The sequence below is a fragment of the uncultured Brachyspira sp. genome, assembly GCF_944393015.1.
In the GTDB taxonomy this organism is placed as follows: Bacteria; Spirochaetota; Brachyspiria; order Brachyspirales; family Brachyspiraceae; genus Brachyspira.
This window is the reverse complement of the sequence record NZ_CALXYQ010000019.1, coordinates 1-18,766: the sequence shown is the minus strand read 5'-3', so window position 1 is coordinate 18,766 and position 18,766 is coordinate 1. Positions and strand designations below refer to the sequence as shown.

17 protein-coding genes and 1 other RNA gene are annotated in these 18,766 nt (G+C 26.0%); 10 read left to right on the top strand and 8 right to left on the bottom strand.

Annotated features, from left to right (window positions below; all coding sequences use genetic code 11):
- Together Q0K19_RS07845 and rnpB are read right to left on the bottom strand one after the other, a co-directional pair.
- Positions 1-840, bottom strand: a complete 840-nt coding sequence (locus tag Q0K19_RS07845) for a glycosyltransferase (RefSeq protein WP_297246968.1) — start codon at positions 838-840, stop codon at positions 1-3.
- A 71-nt stretch (positions 841-911) separates the two neighbouring features.
- Positions 912-1,252: RNase P RNA component class A (gene rnpB / locus Q0K19_RS07840), an RNA gene on the bottom strand.
- A 614-nt stretch (positions 1,253-1,866) separates the two neighbouring features.
- Here rnpB and Q0K19_RS07835 point away from each other — a divergent pair.
- A complete protein-coding gene (locus Q0K19_RS07835) occupies positions 1,867-3,327 on the top strand; it encodes a PD-(D/E)XK nuclease family protein (protein WP_297246967.1) in 1,461 nt (486 codons plus the stop codon).
- 293 nt (positions 3,328-3,620) lie between these two features.
- Here the strand turns inward: Q0K19_RS07835 and Q0K19_RS07830 are convergent, their stop codons facing one another.
- Positions 3,621-4,388 (bottom strand): TSUP family transporter, encoded by a 768-nt coding sequence (locus Q0K19_RS07830; RefSeq protein WP_297246965.1) that lies wholly within the window; start codon positions 4,386-4,388, stop codon positions 3,621-3,623.
- Between the two features lie 245 nt (positions 4,389-4,633).
- Between Q0K19_RS07830 and Q0K19_RS07825 the strand changes: the two genes are divergently transcribed.
- The 4 genes from Q0K19_RS07825 (at position 4,634) to Q0K19_RS07810 (ending at position 9,088) form a co-directional block, all read left to right on the top strand.
- Positions 4,634-5,851 carry a DegT/DnrJ/EryC1/StrS aminotransferase family protein gene (locus tag Q0K19_RS07825; RefSeq protein WP_297246963.1) on the top strand — a complete coding sequence of 406 codons (1,218 nt, stop codon included), beginning with the start codon at positions 4,634-4,636 and terminating at the stop codon, positions 5,849-5,851.
- Between the two features lie 217 nt (positions 5,852-6,068).
- Entirely contained in the window at positions 6,069-6,974 is a 906-nt protein-coding gene (locus Q0K19_RS07820) for an Rpn family recombination-promoting nuclease/putative transposase (protein ID WP_297246961.1), read from the top strand.
- 102 nt (positions 6,975-7,076) lie between these two features.
- On the top strand, positions 7,077-8,024 hold the full coding sequence (locus Q0K19_RS07815) for a glycoside hydrolase family 3 N-terminal domain-containing protein (protein WP_297246959.1): 948 nt from the start codon (positions 7,077-7,079) through the stop codon (positions 8,022-8,024).
- Positions 7,988-9,088, top strand: coding sequence for a glycoside hydrolase family 3 N-terminal domain-containing protein (locus Q0K19_RS07810; RefSeq protein ID WP_297246958.1), 1,101 nt, complete (start codon positions 7,988-7,990; stop codon positions 9,086-9,088). The genes Q0K19_RS07815 and Q0K19_RS07810 overlap by 37 nt, the downstream gene beginning before the upstream one ends.
- 14 nt (positions 9,089-9,102) lie before the next feature.
- On the opposite strand, the gene Q0K19_RS07805 is transcribed toward Q0K19_RS07810, so the two are convergent.
- Together Q0K19_RS07805 and Q0K19_RS07800 are read right to left on the bottom strand one after the other, a co-directional pair.
- Entirely contained in the window at positions 9,103-9,399 is a 297-nt protein-coding gene (locus Q0K19_RS07805; RefSeq protein ID WP_297246955.1) for a helix-turn-helix domain-containing protein, read from the bottom strand.
- 297 nt (positions 9,400-9,696) lie between these two features.
- Positions 9,697-10,341 (bottom strand): cyclodeaminase/cyclohydrolase family protein, encoded by a 645-nt coding sequence (locus Q0K19_RS07800; RefSeq protein ID WP_297246953.1) that lies wholly within the window; start codon positions 10,339-10,341, stop codon positions 9,697-9,699.
- Positions 10,342-10,486: 145 nt separating this feature from the next.
- Here Q0K19_RS07800 and Q0K19_RS07795 point away from each other — a divergent pair, with 145 nt between their 5' ends.
- The 5 genes from Q0K19_RS07795 (at position 10,487) to Q0K19_RS07775 (ending at position 14,680) form a co-directional block, all read left to right on the top strand.
- On the top strand, positions 10,487-11,095 hold the full coding sequence (locus Q0K19_RS07795) for a hypothetical protein (RefSeq protein ID WP_297246951.1): 609 nt from the start codon (positions 10,487-10,489) through the stop codon (positions 11,093-11,095).
- Positions 11,096-11,545: 450 nt separating this feature from the next.
- On the top strand, positions 11,546-12,571 hold the full coding sequence (locus Q0K19_RS07790; protein ID WP_297246949.1) for a metal ABC transporter substrate-binding protein: 1,026 nt from the start codon (positions 11,546-11,548) through the stop codon (positions 12,569-12,571).
- Positions 12,571-13,263: a metal ABC transporter ATP-binding protein gene (locus Q0K19_RS07785; protein WP_297246947.1), complete on the top strand. Its 693-nt coding sequence runs from the start codon at positions 12,571-12,573 to the stop codon at positions 13,261-13,263. Before Q0K19_RS07790 ends, Q0K19_RS07785 begins: the two co-directional genes overlap by 1 nt.
- Positions 13,260-14,087, top strand: a complete 828-nt coding sequence (locus Q0K19_RS07780; RefSeq protein ID WP_297246946.1) for a metal ABC transporter permease — start codon at positions 13,260-13,262, stop codon at positions 14,085-14,087. The genes Q0K19_RS07785 and Q0K19_RS07780 overlap by 4 nt, the downstream gene beginning before the upstream one ends.
- Before the next feature lie 17 nt (positions 14,088-14,104).
- Positions 14,105-14,680: a hypothetical protein gene (locus Q0K19_RS07775; protein ID WP_297246944.1), complete on the top strand. Its 576-nt coding sequence runs from the start codon at positions 14,105-14,107 to the stop codon at positions 14,678-14,680.
- 96 nt (positions 14,681-14,776) lie between these two features.
- On the opposite strand, the gene Q0K19_RS07770 is transcribed toward Q0K19_RS07775, so the two are convergent.
- From Q0K19_RS07770 to pyrB, 3 genes are all read right to left on the bottom strand, one after another.
- Positions 14,777-15,820: a DUF3089 domain-containing protein gene (locus tag Q0K19_RS07770; RefSeq protein WP_297246942.1), complete on the bottom strand. Its 1,044-nt coding sequence runs from the start codon at positions 15,818-15,820 to the stop codon at positions 14,777-14,779.
- A gap of 283 nt (positions 15,821-16,103) precedes the next feature.
- Complete coding sequence (locus Q0K19_RS07765; RefSeq protein ID WP_297246940.1) at positions 16,104-17,336, bottom strand: dihydroorotase family protein; 1,233 nt, start codon at positions 17,334-17,336, stop codon at positions 16,104-16,106.
- Between the two features lie 16 nt (positions 17,337-17,352).
- Positions 17,353-18,432, bottom strand: coding sequence for an aspartate carbamoyltransferase (gene pyrB, locus Q0K19_RS07760; RefSeq protein WP_297246938.1), 1,080 nt, complete (start codon positions 18,430-18,432; stop codon positions 17,353-17,355).
- Positions 18,433-18,766 lie beyond the last annotated feature (334 nt).

The window sequence follows — 18,766 nt, the reverse complement described above, 5'->3', positions numbered from 1 at the left end:
TTATTGATTTTTATCCTTATAAACATTTTCTTTCTTTGATATATTAAATTTTGAAAGTATATAAACAACACCTATTAAAAATCTTAAGAAGTACATTGATATTGAGTATATAGGATGCTGTAATAATTTTTTCCATTTTCCTTTTTCTATATATACACCTATATAACGATAAAACATACCAAATTGTTTTTTAGTTGTTGCATCATGCCCCCATTTTTTGAAATAGTTATCAAAGTTTGAAGCATAATAACTTTTCTTTACTATATATTGTTTTAAAGTATGATTTTCATGATGATATAATGGCGATTTTATTATATCTGCTTTTCCTATTTCTTTTATTCTTCTGTCTATATCCCAATCTTCTGTACCATTTAAATTTAAATCAAAACCGCCTATTTTTATAAATGCTTCTTTTCTGAAGAATCTAACAGCATCTATGACTGTGGCATCATAAAAAGAACGTTCAAAACTTCTTACTCTGTTAAAAAAACTGTCTCCGTAAATTTTTTCTGGTATATAAATAGCCTGAACATCTTTATTATTTTCAAAAATTTCCAAGCATTCTGTTATAACATTTTCTGATAGAGTCATGTCAACATCTAAAAATCCTATTATTTCGCCGCTTGACATTTCTGCTCCATAATTTCTTTGTGCAGAACGTTCAGGGCCTTTAATAAAAGTTTTTGCTCCCAATTCTTTAGCTATTTCTACAGTTCTGTCAGTTGAGTTATTATCTACTAATATTATTTCTGTATCTTTATAATTAGAATTATTTACTGCATTGATGCAATCAGCAATGAAATTTTCTGAATTTTTTGTAGTTATAATTATACTTACCATTTATTTACCAATTTTTATTTATGATTAATAAATAATATATTCATAATAAAAAAATAACAATATGATTATAAAAAATAAGCGGAGCTATAAGCCGTATTCTGTCATTTAAGGTAAACATTTATCTGTGCATTATATCACTACAATGCTTTAGCGAGCCACCTGAAACATAGGAAAAGGGCAATCCGTTTCTATTTGCTCTTGCCTCTCATGGGGTTTACACTGCCATTCATGTTGCCATAAATGCGGTATGCTCTTACCATGCCTTTTCACCCTTACCAAATTGGCGGTATATTTTCTGCTGCACTTTCCATAGACTTTCGTCTTCAAGCCGTTAGCTTGCATGAAGCCCTTTAGAGGTACGGACTTTCCTCAGTATTAGTTGCTTAAATACCGCGTTTACCCGCTCCGCATAGTCAATTACTTTATTATGAAAACTACAAAATGTCAATCATTATTTTTATTTAATTAACAAATTCAATACCGCACGGTAAATATACTAAGAATTTTTAAGTTTGTCAATTTTTTATTGTTCTTTTTCCCTCCGCATACGCTCTGCAAACTTCGTAAAATAACCTTATATCCTCGATAAACTTGGATACGCTTCGCGAAAGTGCAAGTAAAATATAAAAGTTTGAAATGTACTAAATGTGGTATAATATAAATTAATTAAAAATGCAGTTCTTTTGGTTCTTTTATACCAATAAAAGAACTGGGGGTGTGGGGGCAAAGCCCCACAAACAATAAAATTGAAAAAACTAAAATTGATAAGATATAGTTGTAATAACAAATATAAATTAAGTTATAATACACAATATTATTAATATTAAAAATATTTTATTAATCGCGCGTTTAGTTAATTATAAATCTAATCAAAACTTGGGCGGGCATGCTTTTTTATTTGAAGCAGTAAGGAAATAAAGATTAAAATTTAAAACAAAATAATAAAGATAGAGGGCGGGGTGTGTAAATAATTTTTTTAATATTAAATTAATTGATTTTTTTATTCTTGTTTATTATACTCAATATATGAATACAGAAAATATTGAATACACATTATTAACCTTAATAAATGAATTCAAAAAAGATGAAGAAGAAAAATATAATGCAGTAGAAAATACTATAAAATCTATACATAAATCATTTTTATATGAAGAAGAATTAAAAACAAATAGATTAAATGAAATCTTCACTAAAATTAAAATAATAATAAAAGAAGTAAAAGAGGAAATGAAAAAATTTCCTCCTCAGTTTTGTATATTTGATGTAATAAATTTACAAAGACATGAGAATTATAATAGTAATTTACTTGCCAAGTTTCTTCAAATAAATATAAAGTATGGAGAAAATACTGAATTAAGTTTTGTTAAAGATTTTCTAATTTATTTAAATGATAAATTTAAATGGGATTATTATGGGTTTAAGAGTATTGAAGAATTAGAAAAAATAAATCATTCGGATATAAGAATAAAAAGAGAGGAATATGCCGATGGCAGAAGAATAGATTTATTTATTGAATACAATATAGAAAATAGTGAAAATAAATTTGCTATTATTATAGAAAATAAAATATATGCTTCAGATCAGCCTAATCAATTAAATGATTATTATGACTATACTAATAATAAAAAAAATTATGGAAAAAATATATATATTATTTATTTAACGCCTAATGGAAGAGAACCTAGTGAAAATAGTTTGTCTTCAGATATAAGAAATAAACTTAAAGATAAATTCCAAAAATTACAGCATAGCGATATAGCTTTATGGCTTGAGAATATTTTAGAAAATAAAAAATATTCTTTTCTTCATGATTCAAATATTTTATTTAAAGATAATGATAATAAATATATAAAAGATTATAGGCTTTTGAAATCTGCTATGATACAGACTATACATAATGCCAATATGATAAGTAATAATACAAAGGAGCTTGATATGACAAAAGCAAAAATACAAAAACTATTGGAAGACAATATTTTTCAAGATATACAAACAGTAGAGGACGCAGAAGAATATAAAAAGATATTTAATAGTGTTATAGATATTATTAATAAAAAAATAGAAGTAATATCTATGGTCAATAAATTAAATAAATATTGGCAATTTACTCAAGAAATAGAAACTTATTTAAAAAATAATAAAATGAATGAATATAGTATATTACCGTATGATAAATTTGAGCGTCTTTTCAAAAATAATGATTATGTTCCACATATTAAGATGTGTGTATCAGATGATTTATATATTTTAATGGAATCTAATAATTGTGAAAATTATATTGGTTTTGGTATAGTAGATAAATCTGATAAAATGAAAAGTAAAATTAAAAACTCAAATTTTGACATAAAAAGTATATTTAATAAAATAGAAGAATGGAATGATTCTCATTGGATTTATTGGGCTTATATAGATACAGAAAAAGACAGCCCAGAGGAAATTGCTGAAGCTATGATGAAGCTTTATAATCTTTTGAAAGAGAATTTATGATTATTTGATATATACTGAAAATTTTTAACTTTGTTAAAATTAGTTTTTATATTGTTATTATTTTCGGGGACTAGTCCCCGAACCCCTACTTCTTTTGGTGACCCAAAGAAGCAAAAGGACTACGTTTTTTACTAAAATTTAAGGTATTAAACTACTTTTAATATATATTTTTAAAATATAATGCTGTAGTATATGCGTTTTTTGCAACTTTTTTGAGCGACAAAAAAGTTGATAATATATTTACAAAATATAAAAATTGACAAAATATAGTTGTTTAGGTATATACTATATTATCATCTTATTATATCTATTAATATTTTCAATGTAGTTAGTAAGGAAATACTTACAAATATTGGTTTTATAACTTTTATTCCTTTCTTTATAGCGAACTTAGCACCAAAGTATGTTGATGTCATTATAAAAGGTATAACGAATACACCAGACATATAGTTAACTTTTCCCTCTATAGCAAATATTATTAATGAACATAAATTACTTGTAAGATTCAAAGCCTTAACATTACCAGAGGCAAGAAGAAAATCCATTTTATAATAAAGCACAAAGAACATTATTAAAAAACTTCCTGTACCAGGTCCGAATACTGCATCATAAAAACCTAGAAGGAAAGCAAAAAACATTCCTATTACATAGTTTTTAGTTTTAAGATTATTTTCATCGAATTGATTTTCTGTACCGAAAGTTTTTGAAAATAAAGTATAAATACCAACTGCTAAAATAAGTATCATTATCAAAAGCTGCAATACTTTTGCATCTATGAGTACAATAACCTGAACACCTACAATAGAGCCTAATATTGTCATTGGTATCAAAAACTTTATTAGTTTGGTTGTAAGTTTTCCATTTTTGAAGAATGTGAAAGCAGAAACTACAGCTCCTGATGTAGAAGTAAATTTATTTGTAGCTAAAGCAGTATGAGGTGGAATACCAGCTATTAAATATGCAGGCAAACTTATAAGTCCGCCGCCTCCTGCAGCAGCATCAACAAAACCTGCTATTGAACAGCCTATTATTATAATTATCAAATTTTCTATACCCAACATAATATCAGAATCACTATTTTTATTATAAAGTCATTATAAAAATTGAAGGCATCTGGAAGTTTATTTAACATAGCTTTAAAAGCAATTTTTATTAGCAATAGATATTATATCCTTGATGATTTTTTGTCAAATAATTTATATGAATTTTTATTGATTTATTTTTTATATATTATATAGTAATTATTTAGTAAACATAATTTTTAAATATGTAAACTAAACATAATATTGTATGTAAGGGATAAACTATGAATAAGAAAATACCTTTTTCACCTCCGGATATAACAGACAGTGAAATAGAGGCCGTAGTTAATGTATTAAAATCAGGCTGGATTACAACAGGACCAGTAAATAGAGAATTTGAAGAAGAACTTTGTAAATATATAGATGTAAAAAGAGTAAAATTATTTTCAAGTGCTACTTCAGCTATGGAATTGGCATTAAAAATATTCGGAGTAGGCGAGGGTGATGAAGTAATAGTACCTGCTTATACTTATGCTTCTACTGCTAATGTTGTAGTTCATTTGGGTGCTAGAGTTGTATTCATAGATGCCAAAGAAGATGATTTTAATATAGATTCAGAAAGACTTGAAAAAGCTATTACTGGTAAAACTAAAGCTATTATTGCAGTAGACATTGGAGGAAAGCCTTGCGATTATGATGCTATTATAAAGATTTTAGAGAGTAAAAAAGAATTATTTAATGCATCAGAAAATAAATATCAAAAAGAATTAAAAAGACCATTATTTTTACTTGATGCAGCTCATTCAATAGGTGCAATTTATAAAGGAAAAAGAACTGGATCTCAAGCTGATATGTCTTCTTTCTCTTTTCATGCAGTAAAAAATATAACAACTTCAGAGGGCGGAGCATTGTCTTTTAATGATATAGGAAGTATAAATGCTGATGATATATATAAAGAACTTTCTGTATTATCTTTACATGGACAAAATAAAAGTGCTTTCGATAAAAACAGAGGCGGAAAAGGAGCTTGGAGATATAATATAGAATTGCCTGGATATAAATGCAATATGAGCGATTTGCATGCTGCTATTGGTTTATCGCAGTTAAAGAGATATGATTCAATGCTTAATCACAGAAAAAAAATAGTAGATATATATAATTATATTTTGGGTAAAAATAAAAGAATACATTTGCCTAATTTCAAAGATGATTACAGTGAATCTTCATATCATTTATATTTAATAAGAATACAGGATTTTGAAGAAGTAGACAGAGATTTATTTATAGATAAAATGTCAGAATTAGGTATAACATTAAATGTTCATTATTTGCCTTTGCCTGCACATAAGGCTTATATAGATTTAGGTTACAAAATGGATGATTATAAAAATGCATTTAATTTATATAAAAATCAAATAACATTGCCTTTATACAGTACATTAAAAGAAGAAGATGCTGAGTATATTGCACTTAACATAATTAAGTATTTGAATGAATTTTGATATATGATAAAAGTTTTATAAACTATAATTAATTTATAAAATAAAAGGGCTTTAGTTAATTAAAAAACTAGAGCCTTTTATTTGTTATGAACTTTTTCTATATCAAAATCAATTAAAATTTAATATTATTTCTAATCAATTGTTATTTAACTTACATATAAAAGTAAGAAAATAATTAAAACTTTACTTTTATAATTATTTTTTGTATAATAATGTTATGAAAGATTTAGATAAATTAAAACAAATATTAAATGAACCTGTTACAATTGAAAATTTAAATAGAATCAATGATTATTTTGTACACTATTTATTTTCGCATGTTGGTAATGAAAATATAGCTTTAAATTTTATTAATGCTGTATTTAAAGATTTAAATTTTGAAACTTTTCAAAAAATAGAAATACTTAATCCATTTAACATATCAGAAAATTATGGTGAAAAAGAAAGTATTGTTGATATAAAAGCTACTACAGAAGCAGGAATAACAGTTTTAATAGAAATACAATCCAGAGGAAATGAAGATTTTATAAAAAGAGCTTTATATTATTGGGCTTATAATTATAGTTCTAGTTTAAATAGAGGTTCTTTTTATGATGAATTAAAGCCAACTGTAAGTATCAATATTACAAACTTTATACTAACAGATGAGGATAAGGTTCATAGCTGTTATATATTAAAAGAATTAAATAATAATAAGATTCTAACAGATCATTGCCAATTACATTTTGTTGAGCTTCCTAAATTCAATTTTAACGATATTAATAAAATAGAAAATATTGATAATATACATAGAGAATTCATTTCTTGGGTTAAATTTTTTAAGGGGGAAGATATGTCTATTTTAATGAAAGAAAATACTATATTTGAAGAAGTAGAAAAGAAATGCCGTACTTTTGTTAATGACAGTCCTGTAATGGATAAATATAAAAAACGAGAAGTGGATACATATTTCTTTAATAAGAGTATGGAGTTAGATATAAAGAAGGCTAAAGAAGAAGGTATTAAAGAAGGTATTAAAGAAAATCAAATATTAGTAGCTAAAAATCTCAAAAAATCTGGTTTAGATATAAAGTTCATAAGTGAAAATACAGGATTGAGTATAGAAGAAATAGAAAAATTATAATAGAAAACTTGTGAGTGTGTATTAATTAATTTTTTCTAAATATAAACTACTAACAAATTTATTATAAAAAATAAATATTCTTGAAAGTTGTTATAAATAATAGTGCTGTATATTATCATAATTACTATAATGCTATTTTCCTTATTAGTTTTTTTATTTATCACTCATTTTAATAATGAGGAAAAAACATATTTAAATAATATTGATAATGATAAAGAAATATTAACTTTTATATCTGTAAAGAATTATGATAATGAATTAATTAACATAATAAATACAACTAAAATATCAGGCATTATAATAAATATTGATAATTTAGATATTGATACAGTTTCTAATATTATAAAAACTATTAAAAGAAATATTAATAGAAAAATATTCATAGCATTAGATCAGGATTATAGATCCACTTATAGTATAGCATATCATCAGAAGTTTAAAGTTTATCCTAGTTATATAGGGGAGAGAGAAAGCGAAGAATATGCTTATAAAATAGCATATCAAAGAGCATTAAAGTTAAAGTCTTTAGGTATTAATATGATTTTATCTCCTATATGCAATACCTATTGTAATGAAAAATCACATTTAAAAGAGAATATATTTACAAATGATAAAATACTTGCTTCAAGACTTATATATCAAACTGTAAAAGCACAAAAAGATGCAGGAATTATAACTGCATTAAAATATTTTCCAAAATACTATGATGATGAGTTATATATAGATGAAAAAATAGATAATGTAGAAAGCGTATTGGATAATAGAGAAACATTCTTAGCAGGAATAAAGGCCAATGCTGATATTATAGTGATGTCGCATATAAAAAATACTGATAAATACAGAGATTTTCTTATTAACAATATGAAGTTTAAAGGCATTATAATGACTGATTATATTAATGACGATAAAAATATAATTGGTTATGGAATAAATGTTTTTTCCTATAATTATTATAGAAATAAAAATATAAAAAATATGATAAAAAATAATATAAAAGAAACGGATCTAGAAGTATGTTCAAAAGTCTTAAATTTAATAAAAAAGTTGTGAAAACAGTATTGTATTTATTTTTGATATTATTGTTTATATATGCATGCAAAACCGCTTCAAACGCAATTGGAGATCGCATGTATATATCTGAATTGAAAAAAAATTATCCTGATTTATCTGATTATATAGATAAAGCGGCAGAAATGAGTGATAAAGAGCGAAAAGGTTTGCTTTTAATGGTAGGTATAAAAGATAAGGTGCTTTCTGAAGAAACTATTAAAACTCTTAAAGATAATCATATAATGGGAGTAATACTATTTGATTATAACATCACAGATGAAAAACAATTAAAGAAGTTAACATCAGATTTAAGAAAATATGTTAACCCAAATATGTTAATTTCTATAGATCAGGAAGGCGGAGAGGTTAATCGCATTAATTTTGATAAGCTAAAAAATATATCTCCAAAGAATATAGGAGATTCAAACAGTTCAGAATATGCATATAAAATAGCTTATCAAAAATCTAAGTTCTTATTAGATTTAGGTATTAATATGATATTAGGACCTTTATGCGATATTCCTAATGATACAAATTCTTATCTATATAATAGAAGTTTTTCAACAAATGTTAATATAGTTGCGGAAATGGTTTCAAATACAGTGAAAGCCCAAAGAGATGCAGGAATAATAAGTGTATTAAAACATTTTCCAGGGCATGGAGATACTGCTGTAAACTCTCATAATGATTTTCCAAGCATTAATAAAACTACAAATGAATTATTATCAAATGAGTTTATTCCTTTTAAAAGCGGTATAGATGCAGGAGCAGAAATGGTTTTAGTTGCTCATATAAAAAATAAATATATAGACAATAAAAATACGGCTAGTATGTCAAAAAAATATGCTGATATATTAGAAAAAGATTTAGGCTTTAATGGTGTAGTTATTACAGATGATTTGGCTATGACAGGAAGCATTGATAAAGGTATTAATTTTGGTATTAATTTGATAAGTAATGTATATGAAAATGTAGAGTATATGTTTGAAGATATAGATGCTGATATCATTTCATGTGCGAGATTATTAAAGATAATTTCCGAAAATACTAAATCCCGCACATAGAAATATCATTAATTTCAATTGGCTTGTTTCTTTTTCCTATTACTGTTAGGATTTCTCTTATATGTTAGAGTTTCATCTAATCCTGATTTAACATATTCATTAATAATGTTTACTACAGTGTGGTAAGTAACATTATATTGTTTTGCTATATCAGTATGAGTAAGTCCTGTGTTTTTCTTTTCATCTAATGCCAAAATGATATTTGCTCTAGAAATGAGTCTTTTTGATTTTCCTTCCTTTTTAATAAATTCTTTGATTTTTTCTTTCTCCTCTTCATTTAAGGATATCATGTGTTTAGTTGTTATACTCATTCGAACCTCCTATTAAAAGAATACATATAACTAACATTAAGGATAGAGAGATTTTTAAGAATAAAATATATTTGTTAAATATCAAAAAATAATTTAGGTAAATTATGTCAAAATATATAGATAATCTAATATATTTTTATTCCAAAATATTTTATAAACCCTTATTGTATGATAAAGATTATCATAATATGAATAAAATATCAATATAAAAAAATAAAATTAGAATTTTGTATAAAAAGTCTTATATTTATAACATAATTTTATACAAAAAGAAACATAATAAATATTATTATATTATTATATTCTAAATAATAATATTTCTTTTTCTATGTTATAAAAATTATTTTCTATAGTATTGATATATTCTTTTGTATTTATTTTTATGTTATTTAAAAATGTATTATCATCTATAAGAGGTATATTTATATTGATATTAAGTACAGAGCCTTTAGCACATGCAAATGCTAATACATAAGCTGAAGCAATATCTGTAACAACATTGCTATTTCCGTATTTAATTACTATTTCAAAAAACGGCATTAATTCATAACAAGATTTTAAAGCACTGAAAGGAATATCTATAGCTTTTTTTGCAGCATCAGATATAGCAGTTTTTCTTTTTGCTTTTTCTTCTTCTGTATTTTTAGGGAGTTTCATAGCTTCCATAAATGCATTAAAACTTTCTGCATCTTTATCTACTATCTCCATTAATCTGCTTTTTATATTTCTTATATTTTCTATAGCATTATTAAAATTATCTTGTTCCTCTTGACTTAATTCCAAAAACTTTTTTTTATTAACTGTAAGATGTCCAACCATACCAGCTAATGCACAAGCCAAACTTCCTACAGCTCCCATAACACTTCCGCCTCCTGGAGCAGGAAGAGAACTATCAACATCATTGATATAATCTGCTAATTTTTTATCGATTAATTTTGACATATATAATAACTCCGACAATATTTGTATATTATTTTACCTGATTTTAATATATCATAAAATAAATATCAATAGTAAAAATATAATATTGTATTGTTATTTGTTATTTTTATGGTATTATATATGAAGTAAAATTAAGGATTTTTTTATGAAAAATATTATACTTTCTATATTTCTTTGTCTATTTTTTGTAAGCTGTTTGGATTATACTCAGTATGTAACTGTAGATGAAAATAAAAATGTAACAGTTGTGGCAATAGTTACAGTGTCTAAATCTTTAATAGAATTAGCAGCCTATTCAGAAGGTTATGAAGAAGGAGTTCCTGATTATTATTATGAAGATATATTAAGAGATATGGAAAGTGAAGCTAGAGATTCTTATCCTAGAAATTTTAAATTTAAGCATATAAATAATGATAATGAAATAGGTCTTTATGTAAATGGTGTTTTAAAAGAAAAGGATATAACAGAAGATGATAATTCATTATTGCCTGTAAGAAATGGAAATAAATTTTTATTTACTCCTTTTAAAGATTCTGAAAATACATCTGAATATAAAGAATATGAATCTATGTATAGTTCTATGAAAATGAAATTAATAGTTTCAAAATCTTATATACCGACTGTAAGTTCATGCTATCTTTCTTCTTATGATGATGTAAAGGATGTTAATGTTTATGATTTAAGAGATGCATTTTTAATAGAAATTCCTATATTTTCAGGTATGAATAACCCTGTTTTATATATTGAATTATAATAAAAAATATTATTATATGTATTTCATATTGAACAATAAAAATAAATATTCATAATTGACAATTATTTATTATAAATTATAATAGCAATGTTATGAGATTAGTATTAATATTACTTGTTTTTATCCTATCTGTATATGTTTTTCCAGCATTTTATGTAATTCATCATTCGCATCATCATGTACATCATTTAAGCGAAGATTGTGAAACTTGTATGGAAATATTTTCTATGGTGAAAGCGGTAAGTAAGATAATAAAATTTTATAATATATATAATTCTGTGATAATATATTTATCTATTTCATGTATATTTTTTGTCAAAATAAGAAAGTATATATTTTCTTTAAATAATAACCCCACAAGCCTGAAGGTGAAGCTGATCAATTGATTTAAGATCTTTTATATTTTAATGATTTAATTTGTTATATAATTTTAATATAAAGGATTTTTTAATGCAAAAAAAGATATTAATGTTTTTAACTTTATTATTTTCAATTATTATTGTTTCATGTAATAATGCTAATAAAAGCAGTAATGAAAATAATAAAGAAGTTGATAATAGTAAATTAAAAGTAGTAACTACAATATTTCCAATATATGATTTTACAAGAAATATAGCTGTAGATAATGTAAATCTTCAAATGATAATAAAACCGGGTATAGAGATTCATTCATTTAATACTACACCCGCCGATGTAATAGATATACAAAATGCTGATGTATTTATTTATATAGGCGGTGAAAGTGAGGCTTGGGCTGAAAAAATTATATCTTCTATGAATACTATGGATACTAACGGCAAAAAGATAATCAGACTGATAGATTATGTAAAAGCATTAGATGAAGAGATTGTAGAAGGTATGGAGCATGACACAGATCATAATCATGAAGAAGAAGCAAATCATGAAGAGCATGAAAATCATATTGAAGAAAGCCATACTCATGAAGGTGTTTATGATGAACATATATGGACTTCTCCAAAAAATGCTCAATTAATGGTTACAGCAATATGTAATGCATTATCAGAAATTGATGTTAATAATGCTGATATATATAAAACAAATACTGATAAATATAATCAGGAATTAACAGTTTTAGATGAAGAAATAAGAAATACAGTGAATACATCTAAAAGAAAAAATATAGTATTTGGAGATAGATTTCCATTCAGATATTTAGCAGAGGAATACGGATTGGAATATAGAGCGCCTTTTACAGGATGCAGCAGTCAGGTTGATGCAAGCCCAAAAACTATTGCCTATTTGATGAATTATATTAAAGACAATAAAATACCTTATCTATACTATATAGAATTGAGTAATGAAAAAATAGCAAATACTTTGATAGAACAAACAGGGGCAGAAAAATTAAAGCTTCATTCAGGACAAAATGTAAGCAAAGAGGAATTTAATTCAGGCGTTACATATTTATCTATTATGAGGGATAATTTAGAGAGTTTGAAAAAGGGTTTAAATTGATGTTGAATATAAAAGATTTATCGGTATTTTATGACAGCAATGAGGTATTATCTAATATCAATTTTTCTCTAAATAAAGGAGATTATCTTTCTATAATAGGGGAGAATGGCTCTGGTAAAACCACTTTAATAAAAACAATACTAGGATTAATAAAACCTAAGAAAGGAAGTATATCTTTTAACAGTATAAAGAAAAATGAAATAGGGTATTTGCCTCAGCAGGGAATAGTGCAGAAATCATTTCCAGCAAGCGTATTTGAAGTTGTTATTTCAGGAAGATTGAATAAGAAAAAGTTTCTTCCGTTTTACACTTCTAAAGATAAAAAAATCACTTTAGATAATTTAAAAAAACTTAATATAGAAAATTTAAAAAATAAGTCATATAAAGATTTATCAGGAGGACAGCAGCAGAGAGTAGCATTAGCAAGAGCATTATGTTCTACTAAAGAATTACTTATACTTGATGAGCCTTCTACAGGACTTGATCCAATAGCTACAGCTGATTTATATAATTTAATAAAAAAATTAAATGATGAAGTAACTATTATAATGGTTTCGCATGATATAGCGAATGCAGTTAAATACTCTAATAAAATACTTCATATAAATAAAAATATTCTTTTTTTCGGAAGTACAGAGGATTATACAAAAACCGATATATACAGAAAAATATCAGGGGAGGATATGAAATGATTGCTTTGATTCAGGAACTTTTTTCATATACCTTCATTGTAAGGGCGGTTATAGTCGGCATATTAGTATCATTATGTGCTGCACTTTTAGGTGTTAATTTGGTTTTAAAAAGATATTCTATGATTGGTATTGGGCTTTCTAATGTAGGATTTGGAGCATTATCTCTTTCTTTAATGTTTGGATTTTCTACTCTTCAGCTTTCAATACCTATAGTTGCCATTGCTTCAATACTGCTTTTAAGATTAAGTGAAAACAGTAAAATAAAAGGAGATGCTGCTATTGCTTTGATTTCAAGTGTATCTTTAGCGGTTGGTATCATAGCTATCACTGTAAAGACTGGTATAAATACAGATGTATGTAATTATATGTTTGGAAGTATACTTGCTATGAGCAAAAGTGATGTTTATATAAGTATTGCTGTAAGTATTGTAGTTATAGTACTTTATGTTCTTTTCTATAATAAAATATTTTTAGTAACATTCGATGAGAATTTCGCACGTGCTGTTGGAATAAATGCTGAATTTTATAATATGCTTATATCTATACTAACATCTTTGATTATAGTATTAGGTATGAGAATGATGGGAGCTATGCTTATATCAAGTTTGATAATATTCCCGGCACTTACCTCTATGCGTGTATTTAATACTTTTAAGAGCGTGGTAATTTCATCGGCTATATTATCTGTATTATGCTTTTTTATAGGTATAATAGTTTCTTTTCAGCTTGAATATCCTACAGGAGCATGCATTGTTATGGTAAATTTAGCTATGCTTTTAATTTTTTCTATTGTAGGAAGGTTTATAAAATTAGGGGCAAAATAAAAGGAGGAACATTGTATATGAAAAAAGTATTATTTTTATTTGCTGTATTATTGGCATTTTCTTCTTGTTCAAAAAAAGAATACAATGACGGTTGGTTTGATATAGAAAAAAATTATGTGGATATACCTCAAAAAAAATATGATTATAGCAGCGTAGGAAGTAAATCTGATAATAATTCTCAAAATAATAATGAGCTTAAACAGGATAAAATAGATACATCAAAACTTGATATGAATAATGTAATAGAGATAAAAGAGAGAATGTTTATAAATCAATGCAATGATGTTTATTTGAATCCTGATGATTACAGAGGAAAGATAATAAAATTGCAGGGAATATATGACGGATTTACTGATAAAGAAACAGGTGAGAAACTTAATTTTGTATTCAGATACGGACCAGGATGCTGCGGATATGATGGTGTTGCTGGTTTTGAATTCGATTATAAAGGTAATATACCTAATCCTCAGGATTGGATAGAAGTTGTGGGTGTTGTAGAGATATTAGAGATAGATAATTATGAAACTGTAAAGCTTAATGCTATAAGTTTGAATGTTTTAGATAAAAGAGGCAAAGAATTTGTTGCTAATTAACTTTTGATAATTTCGTATATTTATATTTTATAAACCATGTTGCGGGCAGGATAATAAGGGATATATTATCCTGTCCATTTTTTATTCATTTATAAATTATTTCCAAAAAGCTCCAACTCTTTTTCTTACATTTTCTTTTAAATCATAATAATAAAGAGCGATGTCATAAACATGGTAAACACCTTTTTCAAAAACTCCGCCGCCTCTCACATAAAAATCATCAGGATTTATAGTGCTGCATCTTATAACACCTCTTGCCTTATCAACTTTAGCATCGGCTATCTTTGAAGGTTTTCCTGCATTTGTAACTATATTAGCTTTAGGGTTTCCGTAATTATGTGATATATTAGCACCTAAACTCTGTTCTTTAGTAGCCAAAGTTTCATCTAATGTCCAAGATATAGGGTTTATAGAAATAGCTCCTTCAAGAAGTGCAGGGTTATATCCGTAAAAATCTGGTGATTCTGTATTATAAGAAATTATCACTCCTGTATCATATTCGCCGTTTGCAAATCTCAAATGAGGATTTTCATCTAAATCTTTTTGAGTAACTGAATATCCGAATATATAAGCTGCTACCATTCTGTTTTTTAAATTTTCATTTGTTTTGAAATAGTCTATTAATATTTCTTTTATCATCATAGCACCCTGAGAATGTCCTGCTAATATGAATGGTTTTCCATTATTATAATTTTTAATATAATAATCGAATGCTGCTATTGCATCTTCTTTAGGTGAAGAATAAAAATATTTATTTTGTTCTTCTTTGCTTATATTATTATTTGTATTCATTAAGTATAAAGCATCAGCTTGTCTGTAAAATGGAGCATATACATTGCCAACTTCTTCAAATATTCCTGTTTGTTCAAGCATTGAATTTGTAACTGTACTTCTCATTGGCTCATAGTCTATTGGGCATACTATACTGTCATTGCTATTTGCTCTTGTCCAAGTTGTAGGGTATAGATAAAATACATCTACTTCATTTGATGTTGAAGGGATACTAAGCCAATTATTTTTGTCTGAATAATCTGTAATAGTTGTTTTTTCTGCGTTGTTATTTGCAGAACAGTTTAGAATTATAATACTTGATAAAATAGTAATAAAGATTTTAATTTTTATCATTTGAATTCCTCTCATTATTTTTTTAATAGAATAGATATTATAATGTATAAAAATTAAAATCAATAACAAATTATTATTATTGCTATACTTGCTTTCGTCTATAATAAACTAGTGACTAAAGTTACTAGCTGTTTCGGATCGTTTTTTAATTAATTATTTACAATTTTATTTATTATATATGTGCTTTTGCAACTTTGACAAAGTCCATAAAAAGTTGATATATTTTATTATTAATTATTGCTATACTCGCGACTGTAATAATCTAGTGACTTTAGTTACTATCTGGATTCGGCTTGTTTTAATTACTATAAGTTATTTCTTTTCCTATAAAATTATCAGTGAATTTGCCATTATTATATACTATATTTCCTCGTACTATAGTAGTTAAAACTTTTCCTCCTCTTTTGAAACCTATATAAGGAGACCAACCTGCTTTAGTGATTATATCTTTTTCTTCTATTTCTGAATGGTCATTTAAATCTATTATTACCAAATCGGCATCATAATTTTCTTTTAATAAGCCTTTATCTTTCATAGAGAAAATTTCAGCAGATTTTTCACTCATAATTTTTGTAAGTAATTTTAAATCTATAGTATTGTCATTAACTTTTTTGAGCATCAACTCAAGAGAATGTTCAACAGAAGGTACTCCGAATGTAAGTTTTTCTAATTTCTCGCTTATCAAATGAGGAGCATGATCCGTTCCTATGGTATCTATAGTGCCGTCTAATATTGCATCCCATAATGCTTTATTATCTGATTTTTCTCTTAATTCAGGCTTCATTCTAAGGAGCATTTTATTTCTATCATTTTTATTTACATCTTCAGTATTTAAAAATAAATGATGTGGAGTAGCTTCTCCGTAAATTATCATTCCGGAGTCTTTTGCTTTTCTTAGTGAATCAATCTCGCTTTCAAGTGATAAATGGCATAAATATAATGGAGTATTAGTATTTTTTGCTATTTTTATCGCCTTATCAACCATTTTATCTTCGGCATGAACAGTAACTATTTTTGAAACTTCAAATAATTTTTCTAATACTTTATCATCTTCTACAAGCATATTTCCTGTAGAAGCATTAAAGAAAATTTTTGTAGATGCTGCATCATTGATAATATTTTTTATATCATCACTATTATCTGCTTTGCTTCCTCCGAAATGAAAGCCGTAATCTACATAAGATTTTCCAATCATCATAGATTTTTTTGAGATTAGATTTTCTTTTGAAATAGTGTTCGGTACAGTATTAGGCATATCCAAAAATACTGTAACACCTCCTCTGGCACAGGCTTTGCTTCCGGAATTAAAATCTTCTTTATGAGTAAGTCCGGGATCTCTCATATGTGTATGAGGGTCTATTATTCCTGCAAGCACATAATTATAATTAGCATCTAATATATCATCTGTTTTTTTATCAGATAAATATTTTTCAAAATTATTATCATAATCTATATTTTTTATTTTTTCATTTTCTATTATTATAGAAACTATTTTTTCATTATTTGGAATTTTAGCATTTTTTATTATCATAATTTACCTAAATGATTTATTTTCCTATTTCTCTGTTGCAGTAATAACAGAAATCTCCATAACCTTTTTTCACAACTCTATTTTTTGTTTCTTCAAAATGTGTAACGCATTTATTATTAGGACAAACTATTTCTTTATTTTCTACAACTTCATAATTCATTTCTTTTCTTTTTACTTTAGATTTTATAGCATCTGTAGCCAAAGCCATCATAGCCATTCTTGTAGGAACGCCGTTTCTAGCCTGTATAAAATATTTAGCGTATTTTGTATCATCTAAATCTATATTAATTTCATCAACTCTTGGAAGAGGGTGAAGTATTATCATATCATCTTTACATTTTCCAACAATACTCTCTTTTGATATTCTGAATGCATGTTTAACTTCTTCATATTCATTTATATCATCAAATCTTTCTTTTTGTACCCTAGTCATATATAGACAGTCTATTTCTTTTAATACTTCTTCATAATTGCTAAGTTTTTTGTATTTTATATTTGCATTATCTAATTCTTTTAATATATAATCAGGTATTTGTATAACATCAGGAGATATAAAATAGAACTCACCATTAAACATCATTAAACCATCAACTAAAGAGTGAACAGTTCTTCCGTATCTTGTGTCCCCTACAAAAGCAAGTTTTTTATTTTCTATAGTTCCTAATTCTTCTCTTAATGTGTATAAATCCAATAAAGTTTGACTAGGGTGTTCGTTAGCACCGTCTCCGGCATTTATAATAGGACAGTTTGTAACTTCTTCAGCAAATTTAGCAGCTCCGTCAATACTATGCCTCATAACTATAATATCAGAATAGGCAGAAACCATGATTATAGTATCTCTTAAAGATTCTCCTTTTTTTATCGAACTTTGATCTGGGTTATCAAATCCTAACTCTTTGCATCCCAATCTGTAAGCAGCTGATGTGAATGATAATCTTGTCCTTGTAGAAGGCTCGAAGAATATGCTTGTCATTATCATTCCGTCCATTAATTTTCTTCTTTCTCTACTATCAGTGTTATCCAACTCCTTAGCTACATCTAATACTTCAATAACTTCCTCTTTTGATAACTCTTTGATAGATATAAAGTTCCTCATTATTTCTCCCTTAAAAAATAGTTAATTGTTTTTATTGAAAATTGGCATAAAAAAAAGGAATAAAATTGTTAAAGATAACAACTTTATTCCCTTTTAAAAAATTCCAACTTAGTAAATTTAAATAAATAGAATAGGTTTGCAAATAAAAAAATATCTTGGATTTAAGAAATATGTTTTTCATTTTTTATCCTGTTCTTTATAAATTGGAAGGATTGTATCATGTATATTAAAAAAAGCAAGTATAAATTTATCATTTATATGTTTAAGAGCCCCAGATATTGCACACTTTTAGTTTAAAAAAAGTAGGTATCCCTTATAATTTAAATTGCTAGAA